The following is a 22,326-nucleotide window of genomic DNA, read 5'->3' as shown; positions in this document are numbered from 1 at the left end:
CTTCCCCTCGAGTCGCCACGAAATGTGACTCGTTCTCACTCCAAACTAGACCGCCGCGACCTGCTCGCGCGCCCCGAGCCGCAGGCTGACGTCGTGGTCGCGACGCTCGTCGTCGTGATGGCTGACGAGCACCACGATCTTGTCGGCGAGAGCCGTGCGCAGGTCGGTGATGAGTTGCTCGGCGCTCGCGGCATCCAAGTGGGCGGTCGGCTCATCGAGCAGCACGACATCCGCTCGTGTGAGGAGAGTTCGGGCAACCGCGACGCGCTGACGCTCACCGCCCGACAGGCTTTCGCCCGCCGAGCCGACGCGAGTGTCGAGGCCGCGGTCGAGCGAATCGAAGAGTGGGCCAAGACCCACCTGGCGCAGCACCGCGACGAGCTCCTGCTCGGTCGGCTGATCATCGTGCGCACGGCCCAACAGCAGGTTCGCGCGGATCGTCGAATCGAAGAGGTGCGACTCCTGCGGGCACCACGTAACCGCGGCGCGCAATTGCTCGGGCGACAGCTCGCGAGCATCCACACCATTGAGGCTCCACGAGCCAGCGGCCGCCGGAAGATACCCGAGCAGCGCCGCCAACAACGTCGACTTACCCGCGCCCGACGGGCCCTCCACGACAAGCCACTCGCCACGCTCAACCCGAGCGGTCGCGCCCGAGAACGCGAGCGTCGGGCTCGAAGGCCAGCGGATCCCGAGCTCCCGCAATTCCAGAACGGTCACGTCACCAAGTGGCTGGTCTGCGCTCGCGGCTCCGGTGTCAACGCGGGAAGCGTCATGGCGCGCGCCGCGGCGGCCAGCCGGTGAGCCAGTGTTGCCGCGCACGCTCGCAGCCGAAACGCCAGCAACATCCGCCCGCTCAGGCCCGGCCGTAACCCCACGCACCTTCGCCAGCGCGGCGCTCAGCGCCGGCCACTGCTGCACGGAGTCGACGAACGCAATCAGCGAGTCAACGAGACCGATGGGGATGAGTACGAGTACCGCGACGATGCCGATGGGCAGGATACCGGCGATGACGGCGGGCGCGGCGACGGGCAACATGGCGACGGCGGTAACCGAGCAGGCAAGCACGACGACGGCGTTGCCGATTCCGAGGGCGCGGGCGCTGCGGCGGGAGAGTGCGCCGGCTTCGGCGTCGATGTGATCGAGGCGGGCGAGCATCCGCTCCCCAACACCGTTGGCGCGCAGGTCGCTGGCCGCACCGGTCATGGCGGCGAAGGCGCGCACGACGCGGGACTGCACTTCGGCAATGCCGTTGGCGGCCGAGCGGTCGATGATCACGGCGATGATGGGCGCCACAATGAGCCCGACCGCGAGACCTGCGAGCAACACGGGAACGGCGGGAGCGTGCAGCATCCCGACCGCGATGAGCGCAGCGAGCGACGTGCCCAGAGCAACGGCGGGCGGCAGCACGACGCGTGGAACAAGATCGCGCACGCGGTCGGAGGCAGCCACGAGGTAGTCGAGAGCGACGCCGCCATTGGCGAGAGCGCGCGAACCGAGCGCCCGAGCGCCGAGACCGTTCCACAGGGCGACCCGCAACTCGATCACCGAACCGAGCACAGCGCGGTGGGTGGCGAGGCGTTCGGCGTAGCGCAGTGCCGCGCGACCGATGCCGAAGAAGCGCACACCCACGATGGCGACGAGCAAGAACATGATGGGCGGATGCTCGCTCGCCCGCACAATCAGCCAGCCCGAGATCGCGGTCAGCGAGATCGCGAAGAGGCTTGCGCCGGTGCCGAGAGCGATCGCTCCGACAAGGGTTCCGAGGGCGGGGCGCACAAACTCGAGCAGGCTGGCGAGAGTCGCGCGGGTTGTGCGAGGCGCGTCGAGAGTGTCAACATCCACGTCGCCGTCAACCGTCAACGGGTCAACGCGCGCCTCGACGGCACGGGTGCCGCCCGATGCACCCACGGCCACAACTTGGTCGGCCAGCGCCGCGATCCCCGTTTCGTGCGAGGCAACAAGAACCGTGACAGGGCGACCACGCAGTTCAGCGATCGCGGCTTCAACGCGAGCGGCGGATGCCGGGTCGAGATGGGCAGTCGGCTCATCGAGCAACAACAGGGTGGCGCCCGCTTCGACGCGCAGCAGTCCGCGCGCGACGGCGATGCGGCGTAGCTCGCCGGGGCTCACCTGGCGCGGATCAGCCTCGGCGACGGCGGTGAGGCCGAGGTCAAGCAGCACTGACTTGATGGCTTTTTCGTCGCTGCTGTAGAGGCGAAGTTCGTCGATCACGGTGTCGGCAACGGTGTGTGGATGCTGCGGAACCCAGGCCACGCGGGAGACGTCGATGCCCCACACGCTGCCGCCGCTGGGCTCGCGATTGCCCGCGAGCACCTCAAGAACACTGGATTTTCCGCTGCCGCTTGGGCCATCCAGGGCAGTGATGGTGCCGGGTGTCGCGCGGAAGTTGAGTTTGTCGACTGCGGGCCGCGCGCGACCGTCATAAGAAATGGTGAGGTCGACGACGCGGAATCCACCGGCGCTCTGGCGGTGTTCCCGAGCGCGCGGTGCGTCGATGATCGTGCGGGCACGGCGCAGAGCGGTGAGGCCGTTCTCGGAAGAGTGGAACGCGGCACCCAGTTCACGAAAGGGCGCGAAACATTCGGGCGCGAGCACGAGAGCGATGAGGCCGACGGTGAGGGAGAGTTGACCATCCACAAGCCGAACGCCAACGAAGACAGCGACGACTGCAACCGAAATGGTGGCGATAAGTTCAAGAACTAGAGCGGAGAGAAACGCGGTGCGCAGGGTCTCCATTGTTTTGGTGCGGTTCTCGGCGGAGATCGACCGCAGCGCCTTCGACTGCTCAGCAACGCGGCCAAGGCCGACGAGAACGGGAAGGCCACGGGCCAATTCAACGAGGTGATCGGAGAGTCGTTCGAGGCTCGCACTGGCGGCCTCGGCACGCTCACGCGTGTGACCGCCCACAAGAATCATGAACACCGGCACAAGCGGAACGGTCAGCACAATGATGAGCGCGCTCACCCAGTCGACCGACAGGATGCGGGAGCCAATCAGCAGCGGAACCGTCGCGGTCGTCACAATCGCCGGCAGCACGACGCGAAAGTAGTTGTCGAGCTCGTCGAGCCCCACGGTCGCAATCGCAGTACTTGCGCCCGAGCGGGCGTCGGAGCCGGTGAGCACTCGCTCCGCGAGTTCGTGGCGCAGAGACTCCTTGGCCCCTAAGGCGGCGCGGGTCGCGAAACTCTCCGTTGCCCACGCGGTGGCCGCGCGGAGGAGGCCAGCCGCGATGCCTAGAACGATCGCGAACTGCCAGGCTGCGGCATCCGCTTCAATGACGCCGACGACGCCACGAGCGACCGCTTCGGCCATGAGTACGAGCGCCAGTCCCTTGAGGGACGACAGCAACCCCAGCCCGAACAGTGTGTGCACACCGCCCGGGCCAAAGCCTGCTGCGAGTCGTTCCTGGAGTTTGGCTCTCATGCCCTCCATCGTGCCCTAGCTCGCTGAGGAAGCGGAGGCGCTCGTTGAAGAAGCGGGGGCGACCGCAGGCTTCACGAGGTGAGCCTCCGGGATGTGGTGTTCGCTCAGACGGTTGCGGAAGACCCAGTAGGTCCAGCCCTGGTACACGAACACCAGTGGCAGACCGAAGGCGGTCACGATGCTCATAACGCTGAGGGTATATTCCCCGCTCGCCGCGTTGGAGATCGTCAGATTGAACGCGGGGTCGAGCGTCGAGGGCAGTACCACGGGGTAGACGGCGGCGAAGATGGATGACGCCCCCGCGACCAAGAATGCTGCGATCCCCACAAAGGCCCAGCCTTCGCGTCCGGCACGAGCACTGATCCAACCGAAGACCACCGCGATCACCGCGACCACAACGAGCGCCCAGGTGATGAGCGTTCCGTTCTGGAACTGGATGACGAGCACCCACGCCACGATGGGCAGCAGGGCTACGGGGCTCCAACGCACGACGAAGTTGCGGGCCCGAACGCGCACGTCGCCATCGGTCTTGAGACCGAGGAAGACGGAGGCGTGAACGAGAGAGAAACCGACGACCGCGAGGCCGCCGAGGACGGCGTACGGCGTGAACCAGGCGAAGGCGCCGCCAACGCGGTCACCGTTTGCGTCAATCGGGAGACCGGTGGTGGTGAGCGCGAGGGCTGCACCGATACCGAAAGCGGAACCGAGCGAGCCGAGTCCGAGAGCGCGATCCCACCACATACGCCACTTGTCGGTGGAGCCCTTGCCGCGGTACTCAATGGCAACCGCGCGGAAAATGAGGCTCACGAGCACGATCGTCAGCGGGATGTACAGCGCCGAGAAGAGCGATGCATACCAAAACGGGAATGCAGCGAAGGTGGCGGCTCCGGCCGTGATCAGCCAGACCTCGTTGCCGTCCCAGACCGGGCCGATGGCATTGAGCATGAGGCGACGTTCACGGTCTTTGCGGGTGCTGAAGAGCAGCAGCATCCCGACGCCCAGGTCGAAGCCTTCGAGAAGGAGGTAGCCGATCCACAATGCCGCGATCGAGATAAACCAGATAGTGGGAAGAAGTTCCATGAGTAGCTGCCCTTCTGCTTAGTAGGCGAACGCGAGAACGTCGTCGCGCTTGTCTGGTTTGTTGGGGTCGTCAGGGTTGCTGCCCGTGCCGTCGTGGCCTTCGCCATCCGGATGCGCGAGCTCGGGCATTGCCGAGGCAACGCCACCGCGCACGTACTTGACGAGCAGCTTGATCTCGAAGACAAGCAGGAAGCCATAGACGAGAGCCAGAGAGGCGAGCGAGAAGATCATCTCTTCTCCACTCACGCCGGGGGAGACCGCGGCGGCAGTGAACATGAAGACACCGTCAACGCCACTGGGGTTAGGGTTCGGGGCGACCACGAAGGGTTGGCGACCCATCTCGGTGAAGACCCAACCGGCGATGTTGGCGCCGAACGGGGCTGCGATGCTGAGCAATGCCGTTCCCATGAGGAACTTCGAGCGCGGCACCGTCCCCTTGCGAACAATCCACAGAGTGAGGAGCGCGAAGCCGGCAGCGAGAGCACCGAAACCGATCATGAGGCGGAAACCCCAGTAAGTAACTTCCATGAGAGGCAGGTACTCGATTTCTTGACCGGCGCGCTCACCGTACAGCGGGTCATCCGGAAGGTTGGTTCCGTAGAGCGCCTGGTATTCAGGAATGAGCGTGTTCACACCCTTGATCTCGGTATCGAAGTCCCCGTGGGCCAAGAAGGAGAGCAGCCCGGGAATCTCGATGATGCCCACGACGTCGTCACAGTTCTGGCCGCCGAGTGGGCCAATCGAGAGCACGGAGAAGCTCGTGCCGTCGTGGCACGCGGCCTCGGCGGCGGCCATCTTGAGCGGCTGCTGCTCGAACATAAGCTTGGCCTGCAGGTCACCCGTGATGGAGAGAGCGCCGAATCCGAGAACGGCGATTACAGCGCCGATGCGGATGCTGTTGATCCAGACGGCGTGGTCCTTGCGATCGCGACCCGGGATGCTGGGGTTCTCGCCGACGACGACGCGACCCGTGGCATCCACGGTGTCGATTCCATCGCGACGGCGCTGCCACAGCTGGTACCACGAGATGCCGACCACGAAGCCCGCGCCGACGGCGATGGCACCGGTGATGGTGTGGGAGTAAGCCGAGAGGGCGGTGTTGTTGGTGAGCACGGCCCAGATGTCGGTCATGACGGGGCGACCGTCGATGAGTTCAACACCGACCGGGTGCTGCATCCACGAGTTGGCGACGATGATGAAGAAAGCCGAGACGACGGAGCCGGCGACAGCAATCCATAGGGTTGCGAGGTGAAGCTTCTTGCCGAGGCGATCCCAACCGAAGATCCAGAGGCCGAGAAAGACTGACTCAAAGAAGAAGGCGAGCAAGCCTTCCATGGCCAGCGGTGCTCCGAAGACGTCGCCGACGAAGCGGGAGTATTCGCTCCACGCCATTCCGAACTGGAACTCCTGAACGAGGCCAGTGGCGACACCCATGATGAAGTTGATGAGGTACAACTTGCCCCAAAACTTGGTCATGCGCAGCCACTTTTCGTCACCCGTGCGCACCCATTGGGTTTGCATGAGCGCCACGATGGGGCCGAGGCCCAACGTGAGTGGAACCATGATGAAGTGGTAGACGGTGGTGATTCCAAATTGCCATCTGGCGATTTCTAGGGGGTCCACTCCTGGCCTTTCGGTGGCGGGTTTCGCGCTAGTTCTACATCCTGTAGAACCGCTGTGTATACATTTCTACACCCTCGTAGAAATTATTTCTACTTAGGGTAGAATTGCCTCATGAACTCCCTGGGTGAACTCGAACGCAGTGTCATGGACCTGCTGTGGGCGAGCACTGACAGCCTCTCGGCATACGACCTTCAGGCTGCCCTCGCGTCGTCAGAGGCGTCGGGCCGTGAACTGGCCGCCACGACCGTTCTCACCGTTCTCTCTCGCCTCGAGAAAAAGAACTATGTAGTGCGCGAACGGGATGTGCGCCCGCACCGTTACCGTGCCGCTTCGGTTCGTGCTGAGCACATGGCCGACCTCATGCACGAGGTTTTGGGTGGAGCGAGCGACCGTACTGCCGTGCTCGAGCGGTTCGTTGGCCAAGTCTCGAACGAAGAAGCTGAGACCCTCCGCCGTATTCTCGCCGGACGCTAACCGTGGTCGCCGCCGCGATCATCCTCGGTGCCATCGCCATTCTCTTGGCCTGGCCTGTGCCGGCGATCCTTCCGGGGGCGCGTTGGGCGTACAAGCGCCCGACTCTCGGGCTGCTCGTCTGGCAACTTGTCGCACTCGTAGGTGGCTTCAGCATGATCGGTTCGCTCGTGCTGCTCGGGGCCGCGACCTTCGCTAGCGATCTTCCGGATGCCGCCACGGGCATGTGGCGTTTCGTCACCCACAACGAACTCCCCGAAGGCTCCTCGGTGTGGTCGCTGCTCGCACTCTCGGGAGCATTGTTCCTCACCATGCACTTGCTGCTGAACCTGCTTGTCACGTTCGTCTATGCCGAGCGCGAGCGTGCCCGGCACTCCCAACTCATTACCCTGCTGAGCGAGCCAATGACCGACCGGCCCGGCACGCGCCTCATCGATACCCCCGCGCCCGTTGCCTACTGCCTGCCGGGCGCCCTGACCTCCGTCACGGTACTGAGCGCTGGCCTGATTGCATTGCTCGACGAAGAAGAGCTGCGTGCGGTTGTCGAACACGAACGCGCCCACGTGCGCCTGCGTCACGACATCGTGCTGATCTTCTTCACCGCGTGGAAAGCCTCGTTGCCGTGGCTGCCCACAGCCCGCAACGCTTCCCGCGAAGTCGCCCTCCTGCTCGAAATGCACGCGGATGACAACGCCCTGAAAGACGTCAGCCGCGGCAGCCTCGCGCGCGCCATCACCGTAGTGGCTGAAGGCGGAGCCCTCCCGCAGCGCAGCGAACTCTCCGCCGCCATGCCCGAATCGACCCCAAAAGAACTGCGTGCTCGGCTGCTTCGTCTTGCCTAGACCCGGACGCGGGCTGCGACTGCGATACGGCCCTGAGCGGCCTGTGATTGGTTTTCAGGCACCGCCGCTGTGCTTATTTAAGGCGAACTAGTCCGCCTTAATGACGACTAGATTGGCCCCCATTTGGGGTCTAGCGTTCAAGTAGAGAGAAAGTCTCAGGCTTTTTCTCACGCTACACAGTCGCACTAACCAGCAGAACTGAAAGCACGGGGGCAATCATGAACAGGAAAATATTCGGGTGGGTAGTCGTTCTTCTCGCGAGCCTTACCGCCGCCGCGGCAGCTACCGTCTGGCTGATCGTGGCCGGCACCGGCCTTGACTTAGCCACAGGTATCCCGCCGCTTCCCGCCATGGTGTTGGGCATTTCGGCTTTGATGGCGATCGTTGCGAGCTTCGCGCTCATTCGGGCCGAGCTGCCACCACCCCGCTCTCGCATGCGCGCGACCTATATCTCGCGCCGGGCCGGAGCAGCCTAGGCTCGACTGCATGACAGCACGCCCACGACGAGCCCCGTGGGCGGCCTCCTAGTCGGTGACCTTCGGCCCGCGCAGGAACGCGAGCGGCAGCGTGAGCAGTGAGATCGCGGCGGCGACCAAGACGGCGGGCGGGAATGAGAAGGCGGTCGCGAGGGTTCCGATGAGAACTGAGCCGAGAGCGGTGCCGAGGTCGAATCCGATGTTCCAGGCGGCGCTGGCCGTGCCGTACTGCTTGCGCCGCACGGCCGCCAACGAGATGACGAGCGTCAGGTTTTGCAGACCCCCGTAGGCGATACCGAGGAGCGTCATGCCGACCAGGAACAGCAGGATGCCGGTGGCATCGGGATTCTGAACGGCGGCGGCAATCGCCACCAGTCCGACCACCGAGATCACGACGAGGGGCCAGAGGAATCGCTCGGCACCGAAGCGGTCGGAGAGGCCGCCGATGGACCAGCGAGTGATGGCTGCGCTGACGGTAAGAAGCGCGAGAGCCGCGGCAGTAGCGCCGGGCGAGGAGCTCATTTGCGGGGCGAAGGTAAGTAGCGCACCACCGGCGAGGGTGACGCCGCTGAGCAGCATCATCGGGCGCAGGAGGCTGATCGCAAGCGAGCGGCGTTCTGACCTTCCGCCATCCACGGAGAGGATCGGTGTCGCGTCGGTGGAGGGGAGAAGGTCGCGGGCGGCGGCCTGCTCGCGAAGCACTCGTGCAAGACGTGGGGCAGAACTAATGCCGAGCAGGGGAAGGGTGCCAATCACGAAGACTGCCCAGAACCCGACGGTGTCGGCGAGGAACGATGCGGTCGGCACGAGGATGATCTGCGGAACCGCAATCGCAGCGCCGTAGATTCCGACGGCGGCACCATGCTGGGTGCGATCGACGAGGTTCGCCACCACCGTGGAACCGGTGACGGTCAGGATGCCGAAGCCGATTCCGCGAACGGCCGAGATCGCGAGAATCCACGCGAGTTGATCCGAGATGAAGAGCAAGAGCGCGGGGGCGCCGAGAAGGGCAAGCCCCACCGCCAGTACGCGGCCGGTGCCGAAATGGTCGAGCAGGCGCGGAACAAACGGTTGCGTCATGACTGTCACGATCAGCAGGAGCCCGTTGACGAGACCGGAACCCGCTTCGGTTGCCCCGCCCTGAACAGCCCACAGCGGAACGACCGGAATCAGCGCAACAAAGCCTCCAAAGCCTGCGGCCGTGAGCACCAACAGGGCTGGTATTCCTGGTGCCCGCCAGACAGGAGGACGAGCATTGACAGAGTTGTGAGTCACGATGCTTAACCCTATGCCCCACCGGGTCTCACCCGACCGAGGTCAGAAGCCGAAACCCGACGGGGTAGAGAACTCGCGCGGCAGCCCACCACAACCCGCGGCACGAGTGGCCTTATTTCTTTGCAGCGGTCTTCTTGGCGGGAGCCTTCGCGGGGGCGGCCTTGGCTGCGGCCGGAGTCGACGCGGCAGCCTTGCGCGGCGCCGCACGCTTAGCGGGAACCGCAGCGGCGGCGCTCGGCGCGACGGCACGGGGTGCCAGTCGCTGCAACTGAGTGACGTGCGTGGGTTCGAGCTCTTCGATGCTCGTGACTTCGAGCAGCTTCATGGTGCGCACGATCTGCTCCGAAAGGATCTCGATAGTGCGGTCGACGCCCTCGCGACCTCCGGCCATAAGGCCGTACAGGTAGGCACGGCCGATGAGTGTGAACTTGGCACCGAGCGCCATCGAAGCCACGACATCCGCACCGTTCATGATGCCGGTGTCGACCATCACCTCAACGTCGTTACCGACTTCGCGGGCGACCTCGGGCAGCAAGTGGAAGGGGATGGGCGCGCGGTCGAGCTGGCGGCCACCGTGGTTCGAGAGCAGGATGCCGTCAACACCAAGGTCGGCAAGGCGCTTCGAGTCTTCAAGGTTCTGCACTCCCTTGATCACGATCTTGCCTGGCCACATGGCGCGGATGATCTTGAGGTCGTCGTAGTTGATTGACGGGTCCATGGCGGAGTCGAGCAGTTCGCCTACGGTGCCGCCGGTGGTTGCGAGCGACGCAAACTCGAGCGGGGGAGTCGTGAGGAAGTCGAACCACCACCACGGGCGGGGGATCGCGTTGAGTATCGTGCCGGCCGTCAGCTGCGGCGGAATCGAGAAGCCATTGCGCTTATCCCGCAGTCGCGCCCCGGCAACCGGGGTGTCGACGGTGAACATGAGGGTGTCGTAGCCAGCGGCGGCCGCGCGTTCGACAAGACCGTACGAGATCTCGCGCTCGCGCATCACGTACAGCTGGAACCAGTTGCGACCGTTCGGGTTTGCGGCCTTCACATCTTCAATGGATGTCGTGCCGAGCGTCGACAGCGTGAACGGGATGCCCGCTGCCGCTGCGGCGCCCGCGCCCGCGATCTCGCCCTCGGTTTGCATGAGACGAGTGAATCCCGTGGGGGCGATACCGAAGGGCATCGCGGAGGTGCCGCCGAGAATCTGGGTGGTGGTGGAGACGTTTGAAGCGTCACGAAGGATCGAGGGGTGAAACTCGATGTCTTCGAAGGCCTGGCGCGCACGGCTCAACGAGATTTCGCCTTCGGCCGAGCCATCCGTGTAGTCGTAGGCAGCCTTGGGCGTGCGACGCTTGGCGATGTCTTTGAGGTCGTAGATCGTGAGGGCGCTGTCGAGACGGCGCTTCTTGCCGTCGAGCTCGGGGGCCTTGAACTTCATGAGCTTCGCGAGCTCTACGGGGTTCGGAAATTGACGCTTAACCATGAGGTGCCTTAGCTGTCGGTGTCGAGATCGGTGTCGAGGTGGGTGAGGAGGCGATCGCGCGTCCCCACAATGTGGTCGCGGGTGAGGCGCTCTGCGGTCGCGGCATCCCCGGCGGTGATGGCATCGAGGATGCCCTGGTGTTGTTCGGCCACCTCGTGGGCGGTAATGAGTTGGGCGGACTGAACCTGCCCAATGCACAGCTCGACTTCACCCATGAGCAGTTCGTGCAGGCGGGTAAGGCGAGAGCTGGGCTGACCGGCGACGAGCGCGCGGTGGAATTGGATGTCGTGGTGCGCAAAATCATCGGTGGCGGTGAGCGCCCGGTGGGCTGCCAGCGCCTCCGCCGGAATCGCGCCGGCCTCGGCTAGCGCCGCCATCGCCGCGGTCTCCACGATGGAGCGAGTGTCGAAGAGGTCGAGCACGTCGTCGTAGCTGAGCTCGGGCACGCGTGCGGCCCGGTGGGCTTCACGGCGCAGGATGCCGTCAGCGACGAGGCGGTCAATGGCGATGCGTGCGGTGGGGCGGGCAACGCCGAACCGCAGGGCGACGGCTGACTCGGTGATGGCGGATCCGGGGGCATCGCGCTGGGCGATGATGTCGGCACGAAGCTTCTGAGCAACGGTCTCGGGGAGCACTGCAGCGTTCTCAATCATCGTGCGCTCCCTCTTCGTTGACTCGGATTGTCAAACAATCTAACAGAATGTAAGACAAAGCAAAAGAGACACCTGTTACATTGGCGACGTATGTTTTCGTGCGCAACAAAGGAGATGGCATGACGAAGCAAGTGGCCTGGGGAATTCTGGGCACCGGGTGGATCGCGGGTCTACAAACCAGCGACCTCATCGAGCACGGCCACAACGTCGTTGCGGTCGGATCCCGCACCGCGGAATCGGCCACCACGTTTGCTGCCGAGTACGGCATCCCGACCGCGCACGGCAGCTACGAAGACCTCGTTGCTGACCCGAATGTTGACGCGATCTATGTTGCTTCGCCTCACCCCTTCCACGAAGAGCACGCGCTGCTCGCGCTCAACGCGGGCAAGCATGTGCTCGTAGAAAAGGTGTTCACGATGAACGCGGCGCAGGCCGAGACCGTCGTCTCCCGGGCATCCGAACTGAACCTTGTCGTGCTCGAAGCCATGTGGACGCGCTACCTGCCGCACATGGTGCGTATTCGTCAGCTCATCGCCGAGGGGGCTCTCGGAACGATCCGCAGCGTGATCGCCGATCACAACCAGAACCTGCCCAGCGACCCGCTGCACCGCATCAACAACCCCCTGCTGGGCGGCGGTGCACTGCTCGACCTCGGCATTTACCCGGTGTCGTTCGCGCACGACATTCTGGGGGCGCCGTCGAGCATCGTGGCCGTCGCCACCAAAACCGTGACCAATGTCGACCGCCAGACTTCGATGATCTTCAGTTACGGCACCGAAGCTCAAGCAGTGCTGCAGACGACACTCGACCTCGCCGGCCCCACGCGCGCCGTGATTGTCGGCACCGAAGGCCGCATCGAAATCGCCGAGACCTGGTACGCGCCTACGACCTACACGCGCTTCGATGGCAAGGGCAACGTTGTTGAAGAATTCGACGGCACCGTTACCGGCCGCGGCATGCAGTTTCAGGCCGCCGAGCTCGAGCGCCTGGTTACCGCAGGCGAGATCGCCAACGACATCCTGTCCCCGGCCGAGAGCATCGAGATCATGCACACGCTCGACGAGATCCGCCGTCAGATTGGGCTTACCTACCCGATGCTCGACGAGGGCTAGCGCGAACTGACGTCAGCCAAACGACGAAGCGCCGGCTACCGAATTGATCGGTGGTCGGCGCTTCGTCGTTACCTGAAATCGGATGCTACTGCGAACGCGGCAAGTAGCGCTTCGGCGAGAACGCGGTAGCGACGAGGCTGCGCAAACCCTCGAGCGAACCCTCCACAAAGCCTTGGGCGCGCGCTTGAACGAGCACGTTGCCAATAGCCGTGGCCTCCACGGGGCCGGCGAGCACCGGCAGTCCACTGCGGTCCGCGATCAGCTGGCAGAGCAACTCGTTCTGCGAGCCACCGCCGACGATATGGATGACCGACACCGACTTTCCGGAGAGGTCTGAGGCCGTGCGTACGGCATCCACGAAAGCAACGCTGAGGCTTTCGATGATGCTGCGCACAAACTCCACGCGCGATTGCGGCGCTGGCACATCGTGTTCAGTGCACCAGGCGGCGATGCGTTCGGGCATGCCGTCGGGGGCGAGAAAGCGGGCGTCGTTGGCGTCGAAGATCGGCACCGTCGTCGTGAGCGCGGATGCTGCCGTCAGCAGGTCGAGCAAGTCGACGCTGGCGTCTTCCTTCTGCCAGTCGCGCACGCATTCGCTCAGCAGCCACAGGCCCATGACGTTGTGCAGGTAGCGCACTCGCCCGTCGACGCCGCCCTCGTTGGTGAAGTTCGCGGCACGGCTGGCTTCGGTGAGCACGGGGGAGTTGAGCTCAACGCCCACGAGGCCCCACGTCCCGCACGAAATGTACGCGAAGTCGTCGTTCGTGGCCGGAACCGCCACCACAGCGGACGCCGTGTCGTGCGATCCAACGGCGACCACGTCGGCACGGATGCCGAGCTCGTCGCGCACCGGCCCCAGCGTTGTGCCGGGAGTAACCAACTCAGGGAAGAGGCTGCGGGAGAACCCGAGCTTCTCGATGAGCGCATCATCCCACTGGCCGGTGGCCAGATTCAGCAGCCCGGTTGTCGAGGCGTTGGTCTGCTCGGCAACCTGACGCCCCGTCAGCCAGTAGTTGATGAGGTCGGGGACGAGAAGGAAGCCGTCCACCTCGGCAAGGTTCTGCTCGGCAGCGAACTGGTACAGCGTATTAAAAGGAAGAAACTGCAGACCGTTCGACGCATACAACTCATCATGATCGGCGATCGCGTGCACGCGCTCGACGCCCGCCGCCGTACGATCATCGCGGTAGTGGAACGGAGGAGCAACCATCTGCCCGCCCGCCATCAGTGCGTAGTCAACCGCCCACGAATCCACGCCGATGCTCGACAACTGCGGCTCTTCACGAACAGCAGCCGCCAAGCCAGCGAGAACGCTCGAGTAGAGCGCATCAATGTCCCAGTGCAAGCCATCGGCGCGGCGAACTGGCCCGTTGGGAAAACGTGCAACGGGGCGAACCGAGAGCTCGTTGTGACCCACGTGGCCGAGCATGACTCGGCCACTGGTCGCACCCAGATCGACCGCGGCGACGGCTTTAGGCAACATGCGAGTACCGCCTCGGTCGCAGGCTCCCTCGGAGCTGGCACGGTGGGCTTCGCCGCACCTGCGCAATCGCTGACGCGATTGCCATAGCTCCAGCGCTCATCGGAGGAAGGCCGCCGCAACACCAGCATCAACGGGGATGTGGAGACCAGTGGTGTGGCTGAGGTCGGGGCCCGTGAGCACCGATACCGCGTTCGCCACGTTCTCCGGCAGAACCTCACGCTTGAGGATCGTGCGCTGAGCGTAGAACTTGCCGAGGTCGTCCTCTTCGATGCCGTAGGTCTTGGCGCGGTTGGCGCCCCAACCGGCGGCGAAGATTCCCGAACCGCGCACGACGCCGTCGGGGTTGATGCCGTTGACCTTCACGCCGTGCTCGCCCAGCTCGACTGCGAGGAGTCGCACCTGATGAGCCTGGTCGGCCTTGGTGGCCGAGTAGGCAATGTTGTTCGGGCCAGCAAACACCGAGTTCTTCGACGAGATGTAGATGACGTCGCCACCCATTCCCTGATCGATCAGTACCGGCGCGGTCGCCTTCGAGACAAGGAACGAACCCTTGGCCATGATGTCGTGCTGGAAGTCCCAGTCCTGCTCGGTGGTCTCCAGTAGCGGCTTCGAGAGTGAAACGCCCGCATTGTTCACCACGATGTCGATGCCACCGAAGGCGAGGACGGCATCCTGAACCATGCGGTCGATCGCTTCGGCGTCGGTCACGTTGACCTTGAGGCCGATGGCGACATCGGCCGGGTTTGAATACGCAGCGCCGATTTCGGCGGCGGCGGCCTGAGCCTTCTCGAGGTCGAGGTCCGCAATGACGACGCAGGCGCCGTCCGCGGCGAGGCGAGTAGCGATGGCCTTACCGATTCCGGATGCTGCGCCAGTGACGAGAGCAACGCGCGTGGCGTGCGACTTGGGCTTGGGCATCCGCTGCAGCTTGGCTTCTTCGAGTGCCCAGTATTCGATGTTGAACTTCTCGGCGTCGCTGATGGGGGCGTAGCTCGAGATTGCTTCGGCGCCACGCATGACGTTGATGGCGTTGACGTAGAACTCGCCGGCAACGCGGGCGGTCTGCTTGTTGGCACCGTAGCTGAACATTCCGACGCCGGGAACGAGAACGATGAGCGGGTCAGCGCCACGGATCTCGGGGGAGTCGTCGGTGGCGAACTTGTCGTAGTACGCGGTGTAGTCCTTGCGGTACTCCTCGTGGAGTTCCTTCAGGCGCTCGATGCTCTTCTCGATTGACGCGTTAGCGGGCAGGTCGAGCAGCAGCGGCTTGACCTTGGTGCGCAAGAAGTGGTCGGGGCAGCTCGTGCCGAGAGCGGCGAGCTTGGGGGCGTTCGCTGAAGCGAGGAAGTCGAGAACGACGTCAGAGTCGGTGAAGTGACCGACCATGGGGCGGTCGTGGCTTGCGATGCCGCGAATGGTTGCTGCAAGCGCGGCGGCCTTCTCGCGGCGCTCGGCCTCAGGCAGCGCGGCGTTCTTGGCAACGGTGCGACCGAACGGTGCCTTCTTGCCCTTCGCGGCGATGTACTCTTCGGCGGTCGTAATGATCCAGAGGCTGTTGGCTTCTGCTTCGTCGCTCGTGTCGCCCCACGCGGTGATGCCGTGGCCGCCGAGGATGCAGCCGATCGCCTTCGGGTTCTTCGCCTTGATCTCGGCGATGTCGAGCCCGAGCTGGAAGCCGGGGCGACGCCAGTCGACCCATACAACCTTGTCGCCGAACGCCTTCTTGGTGAGCTTCTTGCCGTCCTTGGCGGTGGCAAAAGCAATTCCCGAGTCGGGGTGCAAGTGGTCGACGTGGGCAGCATCCACGAGTCCGTGCATGGCTGTGTCGATGGATGGCGCGGCGCCACCCTTACCGTGCAGCGTGTAGTCGAACGCCGCCACCATCTCGTCTTCGCGCTCAACACCGGGGTAGACGTTGGTCATGGCGCGCAGGCGGTCGAGGCGCAGTACGGCGAGGCCGGCTTCCTGAAGCGTGCCGAGGTCTCCGCCGGAGCCCTTCACCCACATGAGCTCGATGGGCTCGCCGGTAACGGGATCCGTTTCGGTGCCCTTGGCCGACGTGTTGCCGCCGGCGTAGTTGGTAACGCGTGGGTCAGAACCGAGGCGGTTCGACCGAGCGATGAGTTCAGCGGCAGTGGGGTTCGTCATGGAGTTTTCCTCAGAGTCGGTGGCAAGAATTGCGGACACGGGGCAGTGAGAGTGCTCAGGCTCCCCAACCAGCCTGAACGCCGCCAACGCGCTCTTCGGTGATCTTCTGCTGGTAACCGGATGCTGCGTACGCCGCCATCGGGTCGGCGGGCAAGCCACGCGACTCGCGCCAAGCAGCAAGGTCAGCGCGCACGTCGGTGTAGAAGGCATCCATCAGAATGCCGTTGGCACCGAGAACATCACCGGCGTCTTGCGCAGCGGTGAGAGCATCCGAATCGACGAGCAGTGCACGAGCGGTCATCTCTTGCACGTTGAGCACCGAACGCATCTGACCGGGAACCTTGTCTTCAACGTTGTGGCACTGATCGAGCATGAAAGCCACTCCGCTGTCGGTGCCGTAGCCGCCGCCGCGAATAACTTCGTACAGGATGCGGAACAACTGGAACGGGTCAGCCGCCCCCACGATGAGGTCGTCGTCGGCGTAGAAGCGCGAGTTGAAGTCGAAGGAGCCGAGCTTGCCGAGGCGCAGCAGCTGCATCACGATGAACTCGATGTTGGTGCCAGGGGCGTGGTGGCCGGTGTCGAGGCACACGAGGGCGCGCTCGCCGAGGGCTGAGACCTGCGCATAGCTGGTTCCCCAGTCGGGAACATCGGTGTGATAAAAGGCGGGTTCGAAGAACTTGTACTCGAGCACCATGCGCTGCTCTTCGCCGAGGCGGGCGTAGATCTTCTGCAGCGAGTCAGCAAGGCGATCTTGGCGACCACGGATGTCAGCCTGGCCGGGGTAGTTTGAGCCGTCAGCGAGCCAGATCTTGAGGTCGCGCGAGCCCGTCTGATCCATCACATCGATGCACTCGAAGTGGTGGTCGATCGCCTTCTGGCGAATCGTGGGATCGACGTGAGTGAGCGAACCGAACTTGTAGTCGTCGTCTTGGAAGGTGTTCGAGTTCACCGTGCCGAGATGAACGCCGTGGTCGTTGGCGAAGGTGCGTAAGGCGCTATAGTCCTCAACTTTGTCCCACGGAATGTGGAGGGCAACTGTCGGCGAGAGCGCCGTGTATTTGTTGACCTGAGCGGCATCCGCGATCTTCTCTTCGGGGGTGCGCGGCGTTCCGGGGGTGCCGAACACTCGAAAGCGCGTGCCGGAGTTGCCAAACGCCCACGAGGGCAGTTCGATGGCCTGTTCGGCGAGACGCGGTGCGATTGAGGCGAAGCTGGTCACTGCTAGTCCTTTGTTCTGTGGGGGCGCTACCGGTGTTGCTCACACGCTGAGCTCGGGCGTTCCACTCATCAACTCATCATTGAATCGTTTTAAGTCGTTTCCTCGAGAATACGTTCTTCGCCCGTATCTCGTCAAGGAGCGTCGAATCGTGGCACAATTGAACGATTCAATTAAACGGGACAATTGTGCCCGCGGAAATGAGATTTGATGAGCACCGTTAGCGTCAAAGATGTCGCACAGCACGCAGGCGTATCTGTCGGCACAGTGTCGAACGTCATGAACCATCCGGCCAAGGTCGCACCGGCCACTGTCAAGAAAGTTCAGCGATCCATCGATGCCCTCGGTTTCGTGCGGAACGATGCCGCACGCCAACTGCGTGATGGCCACAGCAAGACGGTTGGCCTTGTTGTTCTCGACGTGCGTAATCCGTTCTTTACGGATGTCGCGCGCGGCGCCGAAACTCGAGCCAGCAAAGAAGGATTGTCAATCATTCTGGGCAACAGCGATGAAGACTCAGCCCGCGAACTGGCGTATCTCGAGCTCTTCGAGCAGCAACGTTCGCACGGCGTCTTGATTTCTCCGATTGGCGAGATCACTCCGCGGCTAACCACGTTGCGCGAGCGCGGAATTCCCGCCGTACTTGTCGACCGCGCAAGTCCGGATCGTAGCTTCAGTTCGGTCACTGTGGATGACGTGGCTGGTGGCCGTATGGCCGTCGAACACCTCATTGCGGAGGGTCGCCGGCGCATCGTCTTTGTTGGAGGGCCGCTCTCGATTCGCCAGGTAGCCGATCGACTGGAGGGTGCTCGTCTCGCAGTGCGAGAGCACGACAATGTGGCCCTCGAAGTAATCGACCTCGATTCACTCAGCGTCATCGCTGGCCGCAAAGCCGGTGCGAGCATCGCCGCGCGCAGCGAACGGCCCGATGCGGTCTTCGCGGCCAACGACTTGGTGGCGATGGGCGTTCTGCAAGCACTTATGCTGCAGGGGGCAGATGTGCGGGTGCCGGAGGATATCGCCCTCATCGGCTACGACGACATTGACTTCGCCTCGGCTGCCGTGGTTCCGCTGTCGTCGATCCGTCAGCCCGCCGGCATGATCGGGCACACCGCGTTAGAGATTCTGCTGGAAGAAATCGCGGCGCCGGAGATGGCCGCGCGTCACGTCGTCTTTCAGCCGGAGCTGGTCGTACGTCGTTCCAGCTCAGCAAGCGCTATCGACTCGATGTAGCAGCACCCCAGAAAGCCGTGACCCGTGTGGGCCGCGGCCGCTCGCTACCAGGTGACGTTGACCGGTGGCGCTTCGTAGGTGGGCAGGTACGACGCGAGCGGATACGGCGACTCGAAGTCGGCATCGACCAGCTTCAGGTCGGGCACGCGCGTCAGCAGTTGCGTGAGCGCTTCGGTGATTTGAACACGCGCGAACTGCTGTCCGACGCATCCGTGGGGTCCGTGGCTGAAGCCGAGGTGGCCGGCAGAGTCGCGCGTGATGTCGAAGGTCGAGGGATCATCGAAACGTTCAGGGTCACGGTTGGCTCCGACGGGGGAGACCGTCACCGATTGCCCCTTCGGGATTGTCACGCCCTGAATTTCTAGGTCCTCAAGCGCCGTGCGGCTGAAGACGGTGAGAAACATGGTGTTGTAGCGAACAAGCTCTTCAATAGCACCCGGCAAAAGCTCGGGTTCGCGCTTGAGTAGATCCCACTGCTCCGGGTGCTTCAGGAGCGTCAAGACCGACATGGAGATCATGTACGCCACCGAGTCGCGACCGGAAACGGACAGAACCCAGGCGAGCCCCTCGACCTCGGCAGCAGTGAGGTCAGAGGCAATGAGGTCGCTGAACACGTTGTCGCCGGGGGCGAGACGCACGAGTTCGAGAATTTCACGTACGACATCGAACTTGCGCTGCGTGGTGGTCGGCTTGGCGAAGGTGTCGCCGAAGAGCTGCACGTGGCTGTCGGGAACGCCAAGAACGAGGCAGTGGCTTCGCACCGAGATCGGCGTTGCGAGGTCGGTAGTGATGTTGCCGGGGTTGGGGCCGGCCAAGAAGGTGTCGAGCGTTTCGGTGACGAAACCGCGCACCGCTTCACGACGTCCACGGGCGGCCTTCACGGAGAAGCGGGCGGTGACCGAACGGCGGATGCGACGGTGTTGGTCTCCATCGAGAGAGAGGATGTCGGCGACGGCCAGGGCATCCTTCGCTTGCTGGTCAACGTCGTGGACTTCGCCCTCGGGCGGCCCCAGGAGGAACCGTCGTGGGTTTTGCGTAAAGCGCGGATCTTCGAGCACTGCCTGCGCCATCCCGAACTGGGTGACGAGCAGGCCTTCGTGGTCATCGGCAAAACGAATCGGCGTGGCCGGGCCGTTCTCGCGGAATTCGGCGAGAGCCGGGGTGGGAACGTGCGGGTTTCCGTCGAGCGGAAGTGCTGAGGAGCGCCCGGTGAAGGGGCAAACTCCGGCGGTAGAAGCGGGTGTAGTTGTCATGACTGTCCTCCTAGAGGGGCGGTCGCTGGGATCATGGCTGGTTCGGGCACGGGAGTGCCGGAAAAGGTGGCGTCGACGGCTGGCCGAGCTCGTCGAAAATCGCGGGACATGTTGCTGGCAACGACTCCGTGCGGGAGTCCATCGAGCATGCTGAGGGCCACGAAGTCACCGCTGTCACGGTCGCCGTGCGTCGTGACGAGCTCGGCATCTGCCGGGAAACGTCCGTAGGCCTGAAAGCGCACTCCGTAGAGTTCGCTCCAAAAGAAGGGAACGGGCGGTTGAGTTTTCTCGCCCGTAACAATGTGACGGGCAACGGCCTGCCCGTGTTGGAGGGCGGTGAGCTGGTGCTCATCGGCTAGACACCTGCCCGAACGTGAATCGTGCCAAGCGGCGACATCTCCCACGGCGTAGATGTGTTCCGAGTACTGCCCCTGGGAGGCGCATTCCAGTGCAGCAGACGCGGTGACCCCGCTCGACTCGAGCCACTCTACGTTCGGGATGGCGCCGATTGCGACGACTACGGTGTCCGCCTCGAGCTGGTCGCCCGAGGTCAGCGTCACGTGGGCTGTGGTGCCGTCGTGCGCGATCGCCGCGACACCCTCAGCCAGACGTAACGCAACACCATTCTGCGAGTGAAGTTGTTCGAGTCGCTGAGTCAACAGGGCGCGAACAGAGCCCAGGGTCAGGGCCCCTGAACGTCCGACGATCGTCACGGCGCAACCCTTCTTGCGAGCCGCTGCAGCGATTTCTGACCCGAGAACTCCGGAGCCAATAACGACGACCGAGCGGGAGTTCTCAAGGCGTTCGCGAAGGGCCATCGAGTCTTCGCGAGTGCGCAAGGTGAGGGCGACCCGCGCGGGGTCGCCGCTGACGGGCAGCTGGCGGGCCCGGGCGCCGGTGGCGATCACGAGCCTGCCGTACGAGATGTCACCGCGCGTGGTGGAAACGATCCGCTCGGCCACGTTCAAAGATTGAGCGGTCACATCAGTGTGGAGGTCGATTCCGGCACGCTCGGCTGCGCCGTCGGTGAAGATGTCTGCCCTCTCCGATTCCCATTCCCCCAGAAGCACGTGCTTCGAGAGCGGAGGGCGGTTGTAGGGCGCTGAGGTCTCGTTGCCGAGTACGGTGATTGACCCGGTAAATCCTTCGTGGCGCAACGACTCTGCTGTGGCGCATCCGGCTGTCGAAGCGCCGATGATCAGCACATCTGAGTGCGGTTTCAGCTCCATGGGTTACTCGTGAATGGTGATCGCGCGCGCGGGACACAGCGCAGCGGAGCGCCGGGCGGCGGCATGGCGAGATTCGTCGGGCTTAGCGTTGAGCAGCAGCACGATTCCGTCGTCGTCCTGGTCGAAAAGGTCTTCTGCTGTGAGAACACACTGGCCGGCACCGACGCAAGCGGCGGCATCAATTTCGATTTTCATGAGAACTCCTGTGTTCCGTTGAGGGCTGGGGTGCAATGAGCATGGTGGGGTTAGTTCGCGCCGACGATGTCGTGCCCGAGCACAATGGTGCGCCCGCCGATGATCCATTCGGTCAGCACAACGCCATTCTTGGTGGTGGCGATGCCGTGCGGGCTGTTGATCTGGCCGGGGGTGACCGCCGGGCGCAGCGGGTTGTCGCTGTCGCCTTTGTTCGGCCAAGCGCCGACGCGCTCGCGGGGGGAACGGTGCAGCAGGTCGGTGACGGTGTCGTCGGATGCCACAGCGATGAGTCCGCCAAAGAGCTCGGTGACGATGAGGCGGTTGTCGTAAACCGTGATCGAGCTGGGGCTTGTGATGAGGGGACTGCGTAGTTCCTTCACGTAGGCACCCGTGAGGTCGAACCAGACGAGGCGTTCATTGGAGCGGTCGGCAACCACCACGAGGGTCTCATCGCCGCGGTCGTCGAGGGCGATGCCATGGGGGCAATCGAAGGCTTGACCGGATGCTGAGCCGTCGATCGTCAGCGTGATGCGGCCGCCTTCAATGCGGTGCACTAGTGAGTGACCGTAGCCGTCGGCAACCCACAGCACGGAGCCCGCGGGGTCGGTGATGCCGCGTTCGACAGCGAGCGCGGTGGGGCGCCATCCGACAACGGAGGCTGTCGTGCGGTCGTCGGGCCCGACATCCGTCAGCTCCTTGGAATCGACGTCGAAGACGAAGAGCCCGCCACCGTTGGCTTCAACGCCGATGTCGGCGAGCCAGACTGCGGAACTGGACGCGCCGGGGTCGGTGGCCATGCCGTGGTAAATGCCTGCGCCGCAGGGGATGGTGGTCACGGAGCCATGGGGGGCGATCACACTGACGTGAGCACTGCCGGGAGTGGAAACGACAATGCGGTCGTCAGCCAGCACAGCGGCGCCGGAATGCGACCACTCAGCGATTTCCGTGAGTTCAGGAGCAATTTCGCGCCAGCCGTTGCTGGAGGCGGCTGCGGTGCTGGTCGTGTGAGATGACGACATCGTTGTCTACCCTTCAAGGCTGAATCCAGCCAGTTTCTATCCTTCGATTTGATCGCACATTCGGTGAAGTTGTTAGCAACCGCTGGTCACTGAG

The 22,326-nt window shown here is 63.9% G+C and carries 18 protein-coding genes; 5 read left to right on the top strand and 13 right to left on the bottom strand.

The window, feature by feature from the left end; translation table 11 throughout:
- Positions 1 to 45 precede the first annotated feature (45 nt).
- From cydD to ACR3YK_RS04495, 3 genes are read right to left on the bottom strand one after another with little or no spacing between them, the layout of a single operon-like run.
- Positions 46 to 3,447, bottom strand: coding sequence for a thiol reductant ABC exporter subunit CydD (gene cydD / locus ACR3YK_RS04505; protein ID WP_486176026.1), 3,402 nt, complete (start codon positions 3,445 to 3,447; stop codon positions 46 to 48).
- Between the two features lie 15 nt (positions 3,448 to 3,462).
- Entirely contained in the window at positions 3,463 to 4,527 is a 1,065-nt protein-coding gene (gene cydB / locus ACR3YK_RS04500; protein WP_486176025.1) for a cytochrome d ubiquinol oxidase subunit II, read from the bottom strand.
- Between the two features lie 18 nt (positions 4,528 to 4,545).
- The gene (locus tag ACR3YK_RS04495; protein ID WP_486176024.1) at positions 4,546 to 6,150 is read right to left on the bottom strand and encodes a cytochrome ubiquinol oxidase subunit I; all 1,605 of its coding nucleotides are present in this window, start codon (positions 6,148 to 6,150) and stop codon (positions 4,546 to 4,548) included.
- Between the two features lie 111 nt (positions 6,151 to 6,261).
- Here ACR3YK_RS04495 and ACR3YK_RS04490 point away from each other — a divergent pair, with 111 nt between their 5' ends.
- The 3 genes from ACR3YK_RS04490 (at position 6,262) to ACR3YK_RS04480 (ending at position 7,939) form a co-directional block, all read left to right on the top strand.
- Positions 6,262 to 6,624, top strand: coding sequence for a BlaI/MecI/CopY family transcriptional regulator (locus tag ACR3YK_RS04490; protein ID WP_486176023.1), 363 nt, complete (start codon positions 6,262 to 6,264; stop codon positions 6,622 to 6,624).
- Between the two features lie 2 nt (positions 6,625 to 6,626).
- Complete coding sequence (locus ACR3YK_RS04485; RefSeq protein ID WP_486176022.1) at positions 6,627 to 7,463, top strand: M56 family metallopeptidase; 837 nt, start codon at positions 6,627 to 6,629, stop codon at positions 7,461 to 7,463.
- 218 nt (positions 7,464 to 7,681) lie between these two features.
- The gene (locus ACR3YK_RS04480; protein ID WP_486176021.1) at positions 7,682 to 7,939 is read left to right on the top strand and encodes a hypothetical protein; all 258 of its coding nucleotides are present in this window, start codon (positions 7,682 to 7,684) and stop codon (positions 7,937 to 7,939) included.
- Positions 7,940 to 7,987: 48 nt separating this feature from the next.
- Here ACR3YK_RS04480 and ACR3YK_RS04475 read toward each other — a convergent pair whose 3' ends face one another.
- The 3 genes from ACR3YK_RS04475 to ACR3YK_RS04465 all read right to left on the bottom strand — a co-directional run bounded on the left by ACR3YK_RS04475 (position 7,988) and on the right by ACR3YK_RS04465 (position 11,341).
- A complete protein-coding gene (locus tag ACR3YK_RS04475; RefSeq protein ID WP_486176020.1) occupies positions 7,988 to 9,214 on the bottom strand; it encodes an MFS transporter in 1,227 nt (408 codons plus the stop codon).
- 112 nt (positions 9,215 to 9,326) lie between these two features.
- Positions 9,327 to 10,688: an alpha-hydroxy acid oxidase gene (locus ACR3YK_RS04470; RefSeq protein WP_486176019.1), complete on the bottom strand. Its 1,362-nt coding sequence runs from the start codon at positions 10,686 to 10,688 to the stop codon at positions 9,327 to 9,329.
- 8 nt (positions 10,689 to 10,696) lie between these two features.
- Positions 10,697 to 11,341: a GntR family transcriptional regulator gene (locus ACR3YK_RS04465; protein WP_486176018.1), complete on the bottom strand. Its 645-nt coding sequence runs from the start codon at positions 11,339 to 11,341 to the stop codon at positions 10,697 to 10,699.
- A gap of 119 nt (positions 11,342 to 11,460) precedes the next feature.
- Here ACR3YK_RS04465 and ACR3YK_RS04460 point away from each other — a divergent pair, with 119 nt between their 5' ends.
- The gene (locus tag ACR3YK_RS04460) at positions 11,461 to 12,453 is read left to right on the top strand and encodes a Gfo/Idh/MocA family protein (protein WP_486176017.1); all 993 of its coding nucleotides are present in this window, start codon (positions 11,461 to 11,463) and stop codon (positions 12,451 to 12,453) included.
- An 85-nt stretch (positions 12,454 to 12,538) separates the two neighbouring features.
- Here ACR3YK_RS04460 and ACR3YK_RS04455 read toward each other — a convergent pair whose 3' ends face one another.
- From ACR3YK_RS04455 to rhaI, 3 genes are all read right to left on the bottom strand, one after another.
- Positions 12,539 to 13,936 carry a rhamnulokinase gene (locus tag ACR3YK_RS04455; protein ID WP_486176016.1) on the bottom strand — a complete coding sequence of 466 codons (1,398 nt, stop codon included), beginning with the start codon at positions 13,934 to 13,936 and terminating at the stop codon, positions 12,539 to 12,541.
- 96 nt (positions 13,937 to 14,032) lie between these two features.
- The gene (locus tag ACR3YK_RS04450; protein WP_486176015.1) at positions 14,033 to 16,084 is read right to left on the bottom strand and encodes a bifunctional aldolase/short-chain dehydrogenase; all 2,052 of its coding nucleotides are present in this window, start codon (positions 16,082 to 16,084) and stop codon (positions 14,033 to 14,035) included.
- Positions 16,085 to 16,139: 55 nt separating this feature from the next.
- The gene (gene rhaI, locus ACR3YK_RS04445) at positions 16,140 to 17,306 is read right to left on the bottom strand and encodes an L-rhamnose isomerase (protein ID WP_486176014.1); all 1,167 of its coding nucleotides are present in this window, start codon (positions 17,304 to 17,306) and stop codon (positions 16,140 to 16,142) included.
- Between the two features lie 207 nt (positions 17,307 to 17,513).
- Between rhaI and ACR3YK_RS04440 the strand changes: the two genes are divergently transcribed.
- Positions 17,514 to 18,536 carry a LacI family DNA-binding transcriptional regulator gene (locus tag ACR3YK_RS04440; protein ID WP_486176013.1) on the top strand — a complete coding sequence of 341 codons (1,023 nt, stop codon included), beginning with the start codon at positions 17,514 to 17,516 and terminating at the stop codon, positions 18,534 to 18,536.
- Positions 18,537 to 18,580: 44 nt separating this feature from the next.
- On the opposite strand, the gene ACR3YK_RS04435 is transcribed toward ACR3YK_RS04440, so the two are convergent.
- From ACR3YK_RS04435 to ACR3YK_RS04420, 4 genes are read right to left on the bottom strand one after another with little or no spacing between them, the layout of a single operon-like run.
- Complete coding sequence (locus tag ACR3YK_RS04435; RefSeq protein WP_486176012.1) at positions 18,581 to 19,789, bottom strand: cytochrome P450; 1,209 nt, start codon at positions 19,787 to 19,789, stop codon at positions 18,581 to 18,583.
- Positions 19,786 to 21,018 carry an NAD(P)/FAD-dependent oxidoreductase gene (locus tag ACR3YK_RS04430; RefSeq protein ID WP_486176011.1) on the bottom strand — a complete coding sequence of 411 codons (1,233 nt, stop codon included), beginning with the start codon at positions 21,016 to 21,018 and terminating at the stop codon, positions 19,786 to 19,788. The genes ACR3YK_RS04435 and ACR3YK_RS04430 overlap by 4 nt, the downstream gene beginning before the upstream one ends.
- Before the next feature lie 3 nt (positions 21,019 to 21,021).
- A complete protein-coding gene (locus ACR3YK_RS04425; RefSeq protein WP_486176010.1) occupies positions 21,022 to 21,213 on the bottom strand; it encodes a ferredoxin in 192 nt (63 codons plus the stop codon).
- Positions 21,214 to 21,263: 50 nt separating this feature from the next.
- A complete protein-coding gene (locus tag ACR3YK_RS04420; protein WP_486176009.1) occupies positions 21,264 to 22,232 on the bottom strand; it encodes an NHL repeat-containing protein in 969 nt (322 codons plus the stop codon).
- Positions 22,233 to 22,326: the final 94 nt, after the last annotated feature.

It is taken from the genome of Salinibacterium sp. 10G20-15, from assembly GCF_057365065.1.
Note: the sequence above shows the minus strand (reverse complement) of the source record. Positions and strands in the feature narration are given on the sequence as shown.

What these genes read in the sequence shown, in the direction of transcription:
- ACR3YK_RS04480 (WP_486176021.1), top strand. Translation starts at nt 7,682, where the DNA reads ATGAACAGGAAAATATTCGGGTGGGTAGTCGTTCTTCTCGCGAGCCTT.
- ACR3YK_RS04490 (WP_486176023.1), top strand. Translation starts at nt 6,262, where the DNA reads ATGAACTCCCTGGGTGAACTCGAACGCAGTGTCATGGACCTGCTGTGG.
- ACR3YK_RS04450 (WP_486176015.1), bottom strand. Translation starts at nt 16,084, where the DNA reads ATGACGAACCCCACTGCCGCTGAACTCATCGCTCGGTCGAACCGCCTC.
- ACR3YK_RS04440 (WP_486176013.1), top strand. Translation starts at nt 17,514, where the DNA reads ATGAGCACCGTTAGCGTCAAAGATGTCGCACAGCACGCAGGCGTATCT.
- ACR3YK_RS04420 (WP_486176009.1), bottom strand. Translation starts at nt 22,232, where the DNA reads ATGTCGTCATCTCACACGACCAGCACCGCAGCCGCCTCCAGCAACGGC.
- ACR3YK_RS04455 (WP_486176016.1), bottom strand. Translation starts at nt 13,936, where the DNA reads ATGTTGCCTAAAGCCGTCGCCGCGGTCGATCTGGGTGCGACCAGTGGC.
- ACR3YK_RS04430 (WP_486176011.1), bottom strand. Translation starts at nt 21,018, where the DNA reads ATGGAGCTGAAACCGCACTCAGATGTGCTGATCATCGGCGCTTCGACA.
- ACR3YK_RS04470 (WP_486176019.1), bottom strand. Translation starts at nt 10,688, where the DNA reads ATGGTTAAGCGTCAATTTCCGAACCCCGTAGAGCTCGCGAAGCTCATG.
- ACR3YK_RS04435 (WP_486176012.1), bottom strand. Translation starts at nt 19,789, where the DNA reads ATGACAACTACACCCGCTTCTACCGCCGGAGTTTGCCCCTTCACCGGG.
- ACR3YK_RS04460 (WP_486176017.1), top strand. Translation starts at nt 11,461, where the DNA reads ATGACGAAGCAAGTGGCCTGGGGAATTCTGGGCACCGGGTGGATCGCG.
- ACR3YK_RS04425 (WP_486176010.1), bottom strand. Translation starts at nt 21,213, where the DNA reads ATGAAAATCGAAATTGATGCCGCCGCTTGCGTCGGTGCCGGCCAGTGT.
- ACR3YK_RS04465 (WP_486176018.1), bottom strand. Translation starts at nt 11,341, where the DNA reads ATGATTGAGAACGCTGCAGTGCTCCCCGAGACCGTTGCTCAGAAGCTT.
- cydB (WP_486176025.1), bottom strand. Translation starts at nt 4,527, where the DNA reads ATGGAACTTCTTCCCACTATCTGGTTTATCTCGATCGCGGCATTGTGG.
- cydD (WP_486176026.1), bottom strand. Translation starts at nt 3,447, where the DNA reads ATGAGAGCCAAACTCCAGGAACGACTCGCAGCAGGCTTTGGCCCGGGC.